General features: G+C 39.2%; 7 protein-coding genes and 1 pseudogene. 5 read left to right on the plus strand and 3 right to left on the minus strand.

The window, feature by feature from the left end; translation table 11 throughout:
• The 3 genes from LBH98_09465 to LBH98_09475 all read right to left on the minus strand — a co-directional run.
• On the minus strand, window positions 1–701 hold a 701-nt coding region (locus tag LBH98_09465; GenBank protein MDR0304974.1), incomplete at its 3' end, for a DNA-protecting protein DprA.
• A 24-nt stretch (window positions 702–725) separates the two neighbouring features.
• Window positions 726–896, minus strand: coding sequence for a hypothetical protein (locus LBH98_09470; protein MDR0304975.1), 171 nt, complete (start codon window positions 894–896; stop codon window positions 726–728).
• Between the two features lie 13 nt (window positions 897–909).
• Window positions 910–2,718: an ATP-binding protein gene (locus LBH98_09475; protein MDR0304976.1), complete on the minus strand. Its 1,809-nt coding sequence runs from the start codon at window positions 2,716–2,718 to the stop codon at window positions 910–912.
• A 193-nt stretch (window positions 2,719–2,911) separates the two neighbouring features.
• Here LBH98_09475 and hisS point away from each other — a divergent pair, with 193 nt between their 5' ends.
• The 5 genes and pseudogenes from hisS to LBH98_09500 form a co-directional block, all read left to right on the plus strand.
• The gene (hisS, locus tag LBH98_09480) at window positions 2,912–4,177 is read left to right on the plus strand and encodes a histidine--tRNA ligase (GenBank protein MDR0304977.1); all 1,266 of its coding nucleotides are present in this window, start codon (window positions 2,912–2,914) and stop codon (window positions 4,175–4,177) included.
• A gap of 9 nt (window positions 4,178–4,186) precedes the next feature.
• Window positions 4,187–6,691: a TIGR03960 family B12-binding radical SAM protein gene (locus tag LBH98_09485; protein MDR0304978.1), complete on the plus strand. Its 2,505-nt coding sequence runs from the start codon at window positions 4,187–4,189 to the stop codon at window positions 6,689–6,691.
• A gap of 137 nt (window positions 6,692–6,828) precedes the next feature.
• Complete coding sequence (locus LBH98_09490; protein MDR0304979.1) at window positions 6,829–7,029, plus strand: hypothetical protein; 201 nt, start codon at window positions 6,829–6,831, stop codon at window positions 7,027–7,029.
• Window positions 7,030–7,211: 182 nt separating this feature from the next.
• Window positions 7,212–7,722, plus strand: a pseudogene (locus LBH98_09495) (transposase).
• Window positions 7,723–7,767: 45 nt separating this feature from the next.
• Window positions 7,768–8,142: leucine-rich repeat domain-containing protein (locus LBH98_09500; protein MDR0304980.1), on the plus strand; the 375-nt coding region annotated here is incomplete at its 3' end.

Genomic DNA, 8,142 nt, shown 5'->3' on the forward strand with positions numbered 1-8,142 from the left:
CCGCTTTTTTCCGGTGCGGATACTATAATCGTACATTCCGAAATGCCGGAAATTATTCTGTTGCGTTGGGCGAAATTGGGCGCAAACGGCATTTCGTCCGGACGCTGTTCGGTTATCAACGCGCCGCCGCCGCCCGTTATTCTTTTAGCAAGTTCTATGTTTTGAACAGGATAAATTTTATTTATCCCAGTCGCCATAACGGCGATAGTTTTGCCGCCTGCGTTCACCACACTGTCGTGGGCGACGGTATCTACGCCTCTTGCAAGTCCGCTGGCTATGACGAAACCGCTTTTTGTAAGTCCGGAGGAAATCATTTCGGTATCTTTTTTCCCGTTGCTGTTTGGTTCTCTTGTTCCAACGATTGCGACGCTTCTTTGCGATAGAATTTTTTTGTCGCCTTTGCAGTAAAGAATTAGCGGCGGCGCATTTGTTTCCTTCAAAAGTTTCGGATAATTTTCATCGTCAAAACAAATTATTTCGGCGTTTTCATCTTCGCATCGCTTCATTATAATTTGCGCCGTTTTCAAATATTTGTCTTTTGCGGCTTTCAGGTCAATGTCTTCTTTTATTCCGGAAAAGTCGATTTTTCTTATTTTTTCTTCAAATATTTTGACCGGTGAGCCGAAATATCTCAACAATTTATGTTTTGTAGATAAGCCGATTTTATTTGCGACGGACAACGCAAGCCAATAATCAAGCATTATTTCCCTTTTCAAATAAAATTATTAACAGCCGCATTCTTTTATGTCGGCGTCTTTTTCGTCTTGCTTTTTTTCAAGCAAATCTTTTTCGTACTTGATTGCAAGCGAAACAATGATCGCGACAATTGCCGATATTGTTACCGACCACCAAAAAACAAGATGCAACCAGCAAGGTTTGTCCGAACGATTACACATAATTTCCTCCTTATTAAATTAAATTTTCTATTATATAGTCTCGTCTTTCCGAAGTATTCTGTCCCATATAAAATTTCATTAAACGATGAATTTCCGCCATCGTTTTTATATTTATTTCGGTAAGCCGCATATCTTTCCCGATAAACTGCCCGAACTCTTTCGTATCAATTTCACCAAGCCCTTTGAAACGGGTAATTTCGCAGTCTTTCATTGATTTTTCGGCTTTATCCCTTTCCGAAATCGAATAGCAATACCGCGTTTCTTTTTTGTTGCGTACTCTAAAAAGCGGCGTTTCAAGAATAAAAATACGATTTTCAAGCACTAATTCTTCAAAATAATTTAGAAAGAAAGTCATCATTAAAAGTCGAATGTGAAAACCGTCAACGTCCGCATCGGTCGCTATTACGACTTTGCCGTATCTCAAATTATCAAGAGAATCTTCAATTCCTAAGGCGGTAACCAAATTATACATCTCTTCGTTATTATAAATATCGGTTTTTTTGCATCCGAACAAGTTTTTGGGTTTGCCCCGAAGCGGAAACATCGCCTGTAAAAATACGTCTCGCGTAGATGTTATACTCCCGCCGGCCGACTTTCCTTCGGTGATAAAAATCGTTGAGTTTTCGCCCTTTATTCCGTCCGGAAGATGATATTTGCAATCTTTGAAACCGGGAATATTTATTGAAATCTTTTTAGCGTTATCTTTCGCTTTTCTTTTAACTTCGCTCAATTCTTTGCGAACTTGTTCGTTTCGTTCTATTTTTGCAATAAGTATTTCGGCGGTATCGGAATGTTTATGCAAAAAATCGGCAATCGCGTCCTTCACCGCATTCACTACGTCGCCGCGAATATTGGTATTTCCGAGTTTATTTTTTGTTTGGCTTTCAAAAATCGGATTTTCTAAACGAATCGAAATCGCTCCTACAATTCCGTCGCGTACGTCCTGAGTGTCATAATTTTTTCCGGAATATTCTCTAATACCTTTCAAAATTCCTTCGCGAAACGCCGACTCGTGAGTTCCGCCTGCAGAAGTATGCTGTCCGTTTACATACGAAAAATATCCGTCGCCGTATTGTTCCGTGTGTGTAAATGCGAATTCCAATTTGCTGTCTTTTGAATTAAAATAACAAATATCGTAAATTCTGTCGTCTCCGACTTCGGCTATAAGCAAATCTTTAAGCCCGCCGCGGGATTCAAATTTCTGTCCGTTAAAAAACAGTTTCAGCCCGCGGTTGAGATACGCATAAGACCAAAGCCGCTGTTCGATAAATTCTTTATTGAATTGATATTCGCCGAAAATCGACATATCGGGGATAAACTCAAAATATGTTCCGGTCGCGTTCTCGCATTGCAGTCCGTCCGTTTCTTTTTGTAACTTTCCCGTTTCAAAAACCGCTTCTTTACATTTTCCGTCACGAAACGATTTTACCTTAAAATAACTTGACAGGGCGTTAACCGCTTTTGTTCCGACCCCGTTTAGCCCGACTGAAAATTGAAAAACTTCTGTGTTGTATTTTGCCCCGGTATTTATTTTTGAAACGCAATCTACAAGTTTTCCAAGCGGTATCCCACGTCCGTAATCACGAACCGAAATCAAATTCTCTTTAAGTTCGACTTCTATTTTGTCGCCGTTTTTCATTATAAATTCATCGATAGAATTATCGATAACTTCTTTGAGCAGAACATAAATTCCGTCATCGTATTGATTGCCGTTTCCAAGCCGCCCGATATACATTCCGGAACGTAAGCGAATATGTTCAAGCGAATCGAGCGTTTGAATTTTGCTTTCGTCATAAATTGTTTCTTTATCTGACTGCGCCATATTTCCCATCCTATTTTTGAAATAAAATACAATATTTACATATCAAAACGCAAAATGCGACGAAATAATTTTCATTCGGATTTTCATCCGATAGTATTCTTTAAAAATAAGAAAGAAAGTATCGTTCGTTTTTATTTGCCGGTATCGGGCAAAAACTATTTTCTTTTTGATTAAATCGTAAAGGAAATGAAAAATGGATTGGCAGGCGCCCAAAGGAACTCGAGATTTTTATCCGGACGAAACGAGAATCAGGGACTATATTTTTGATTCTTGGAAAAACAGTTGCGTAAAATACGGATTTGAGCCTTATGACGCGCCTGTTTTTGAGCATTTGGAGGTCTATACTCAAAAAAGCGGCGACGAAATCGAAGGGCAGTTATATACGTTTGAAGATAAAGCTGGTCGGAAATTAGCGCTTCGCCCCGAGATGACTCCGTCGCTTGCGAGAATGATTGCGGCAAAAGGGCAGGAACTTAAAAAGCCGATAAAATGGTATTCAATTCCCAAACTTTTCCGTTACGAAAAGATGCAAAAAGGGCGGCTTCGCGAATTTTTCCAGTTGAATATGGATATTTTAGGCGTTGACGACGTTTGCGCCGACGCAGAACTTATTGCCGCGGCGATTAATATGCTTTGCGATTTAGGGCTTTCAAGCGACGATTTTCAGGTTCATATTTCAAGCAGAACGCTTTTGGAGCGATTATTTTTATTCGTCGGAGTAAATCTGGACGATCTTGCAAAGTTATATGCGATTCTGGATAAAATGCACAAAGTTTCGTTTGACGATTTTTGTTTGATGATTGACGAATTTTTTGCAGACAAAAAGGTCGCCCAAAGCGTTAAAAAAATATTATCGGCAAAAAATATCGATGAAATTTCGGCGATAAACAGCGATATTGAACCGATAAAAGAAATTAATCAAATGTTTGAGCGTCTGCAAAATCTCGGTTTTTCCGATTATATAGAATTTGACGTTTCGGTTGTTCGCGGTTTGGCGTATTATACGGGAGTCGTATTTGAGATTTTTGACAAAAAGCGGACTATGCGCGCTATCGCCGGCGGCGGAAGATACGACAAATTGGTCGAACTTTACGGCGGGCAGCCTACTCCTGCGGTTGGTTTTGCGGTAGGCGACGTAGTTTTAAGCGATTTGCTTAAAGAATTGGGCAAACTTCCCGAAATCAAACAAAACTGCGATTTATTTATCGTTTCGTTCGACAAAGATTATTCAAATGTCCTGAAAACCGTAAAAAGATTCAGAGATGCGAATTTAAGCGTTCAGTATCCGCTGAAACTTGGAAATTTCGGCAGACAGATGAAGCAAGCGGACGGCGCCGGGGCGAAAATTGTGCTTTTTATCGGCGGCGAAGAAGAAAAAAACGGAAACTATAAAATAAAAATAATGGAAACCGGCGAAGAGAGAGTCGTTTCTATGGATAACATCGTTAATTTGTTTTAGACGTGAAAAATGTCTGAAAATTTGTATAATATCTTAGAAACAAAATTGTTCCCGTTTGTCGAAAAACCTGGAAGATACACGGGCGGAGAGCAAAACGTTATCGCAAAAAATAACGTAAAATTAAACGGCGTTTTATGTTTTCCCGAACTTTACGACATCGGAATGTCGCATTACGGAAGCCAGATTTTATACCATATCGTAAATTCCAACGAAAACTGGGCTTTGGAAAGAGCGTATATGCCGTGGGAAGACGCCGAAGAAATTATGCGTAAAAACGATATTTCGCTTTATTCTTTGGAAAGTTTTTCGCCGATAAAAAACGCCGATTTTGTCGGATTTTCTTTGCAGTACGAACTTCAATACACGAATGTTTTGGCAATGCTTGATTTGGCGCGAATTTCTGTTTGGACAAAAGATAGAGGCGAAAACGAACCGATAATCATCGCCGGCGGAATAGTTTCGGCAAACCCCGAACCTATCGCGGATTTTTTCGACGTGATTTTTGCGGGCGACTGCGAAAGAACAATTTTTGAGTTTTGTGAAATTATGCAAAATTGCAAAGAAAAAAAAACGCCGCGAAAAGATACCTTAGCGCAAATTGCAAAAATTCCAAACGCGTATATTCCACAAAATTATGAAGTTAAAATTTCAGGAAAATTTAGTGTCGCCGCATTTGAGAAATCGATAGAATTTGCAAAAATCGAGGAAATTTCTGAAAAATATATTCCACAAAAGCAACTTGCGCCGATAGTGGAAACCGTTCATAACCGTGCGGCGATAGAAATTATGCGCGGCTGTACTCGCGGCTGCCGCTTCTGTGCGGCGGGATATTATTATCGTCCTATTCGCGAAAGAAACATCGGAGATATTTTGGAGCAAATCGCAAATTCTGTGAAAAATACCGGTTGGAACGAAGTGGGTTTGTTGTCGCTTTCGACTGCGGATTATTCGCAATTTGCGCCGCTTATGTGCGAATTGAAAAACAGAAATCTTGACGGTGTAAAAATCGGAATCCCGTCCACAAGACTTGACGCCATGGATGAAAATACGCAGACTTTACTCGACGAAATCTCGCAGTCTTCGTCGTTAACAATCGCTCCCGAAGCGGGAAGCCAGCGCTTGAGAAACGTAATAAATAAAGATTTTACGACGCAAAAAATATTAGAAACGACAGAAATTCTTGCAAAGCGAAAAATGAACACGATAAAACTTTATTTTATGATAGGACTTCCAAGCGAGACGAACGAAGACATCGACGAAATGATAAATTTGATAAAAAAATGCGGCGAAATCGTGTATTCTCATACTAAAAGGTGTACGCTTAACGTGTCGCTTTCACCGTTTTCGCCAAAACCGCATACGCCGTTTCAATGGGAAGAATTGTGCGATTTACAGGTAATTTTGCAGCGCGGCATAAGGGTGAAAACCACGCTGAGAAATATAAAAAACGTGAATATAGACTACCGCGATACGTCGCTTTCGTTTTGTGAATCCGTCTTAGCAAGAGGCGATAGAGAACTTTCAAAGTTTATTTACGAATTGTTTTTGCACGGTGCGAAATTTGAGGGGTGGAACGACAAATTATCAATCGACTTGTGGAAAAAGTGCGCAAAAAATTGCGGTATCGATTTGGAAAAATACACGCAAAAAATCGACGTTTCGCAAAAATTACCGTGGAGCGTAATTTCAACCGGAGTAAGCGAAAAATTTTTACTTGAAGAACTTAAAAAAGCGTATTCGCAAATCACCACAAACGATTGCAGAAACGGGTGTAATTTGTGCGGAGTCTGCAAAGACAAAGTAAAAATGAAAATTGAAAAAGAATCGCCGAAATACTCAATCCGCGAAAAAGAAGAGGCGGATTTTCAAGGACAGACGAAACGAAGAGTCAGGATTTCTTACAAAAAAATTGAGCGGGCGAGATTTATTTCACACAGGAATTTGATGGATTGCGTCGCGCGTGCGCTTGCCGCTTCTCAAACGCCGGTCGTGTTTTCGCAAGGGTTTCGCTCGCGTCCGAAGATTTCGTTCGCTCAGCCGCTTCCTTTGGGCGCCGTCGGAGAAAACGAACTTTTTGACGTTATCGTTTGGGATACGGAAATCGTGGATATTGCGAAAGTAAATTCGCTTCTGCCGCAGGGAATCGAACTCTTTTCGCAAAAATCGATAGACATAAAAGAAAATTCCATTGAACAATCGACGATTTTTACCGATTGGAAAGCGGAGAAAATATGCGGTGAAAATTCCGATATTTTTTTTGAAAAAGCGTTGAAAGATTTTTTATCGCAGGAAAAAATTGAAATTAAAACGCGCAAAAAAGAAGAAGACGTTATTGTTTCGATTATTCCGAGCGAAATTAAAAACTTGTCGATAAACCAAGGCGTTTTTTTCACGCTTTATACAAACCAAAAGTATCGTCCGGCGGATATCGTTAAGGCTATTTTTCCGCAAAATCAGGTTTTTGATTTCAGAGTTATCAGAAAAAAGATAGGATTGGATATACGGTCGGTATAACGTGTTTAATAGATGAAAGAAAAATTTTTGTACAAAAAAGTTAAAAAATAAAAAAAAATTCGGCAAAACACTATAAAAAATATTATTTTATATAAATGATGAATGTTGACTAAACCAAAATTAGAAACGCGGCAGCAATGAGTAAGACGGCGATAATAAATATAATTTCTTCTTTGCTTTTCAAAACGGCGCGGACGGTTTACGCACATATAGCGGAGAAATTAAATTACGCGTTTGACGTTGTCAATTCCTCGTTAAGATTTACCCCCCCCCCCCAATCATCAAATTCCGTGCCAATCCTCTCTCAGAGCGGGTTTTATGGCATAAATCGGTATTAATTTCTGACTTTTTTGATATAATAAATCAATTTTTCATCACCTTCTCTCGTAAAGTTTTATTTACGATTATTTGCTCATTTTATATCTTCGCAAAATACCCGATAGAACAAAATCGTATTGATGTTCAAGAAAGTCGTAATGAATGGCGAGAGAACAAACAACCATCTTTTGATGTTAAGAAGTTGATTTTTCTTGATGAGAGTAGCATAAATCTTGGGATGACAAGACTTTACGGTCGAGCGGCCAAAAACCAAAGAGTTAATGATTATGTTCCTGATGTGAGATTTAAAAGAATTTCTGTATTGTCAACTATCCGCCTTGATGGCACACAAGTTCCGTTTGTTTTCAAAGGAACTCTTAATGGAGAATTGTTCAAAAAATACGTTGATAATTTCCTTGCTCCGTCTCTTTCTAAAAGGAGATATAGTGATTATGGACAACTCAACAGTGCATAGAGCTCGCGGTGTAACTGACGCAATTGTCGGTAGAGGTGCGAAAGTGTTATTTTTGCCGCCTTATTCGCCGGATTTGAATCCTATTGAACTTATGCGGTCAAAGTTAAAGAACAAATCAAGAAAGATTAAAGCACGAACGCCGGAAACTTTGATTCATGCCTTGAACGTAGCTTTGAATTGTGTTAGTTGCGAAGATATAGAAAACTGGTTCAAACACGACGGATATGCGCTACAATAAGTTAAATTGCTATAGTTAGGGAATAAAAAAATAAGGAGAGATTATATGGGGAACAAAAACAGGTTTTTGAAAGTAATGACGGCAATGGGAGTTGCGGTTACCATTATGTTTGTTATGCCGATTACAGCACAAACGCAAACATGGTACTGCGGAGCATACGATAATCCAGGTGGAGTAAGCAGTGTTACCGCTACACTTGTAGACGGTACTCTAACAATTAGCGGCATTGGGAACATGAGTAATAATTATTTTATCGACAATATTCCATGGATTGACCAAAGAACCAGTATTACCAAAATAGTTATCGGCAATTCTGTTACTTCTATCGGCGGTTACGCTTTTTACAATTGTAGTGGATTAACTTCAGTAACTATCGGCAATTCTGTTACTTCTATCGGCGGTTACGCTTTTTACAATTGT

The organism is Chitinispirillales bacterium, assembly GCA_031254455.1.
Lineage (GTDB): Bacteria > Fibrobacterota > Chitinivibrionia > Chitinivibrionales > Chitinivibrionaceae > WRFX01.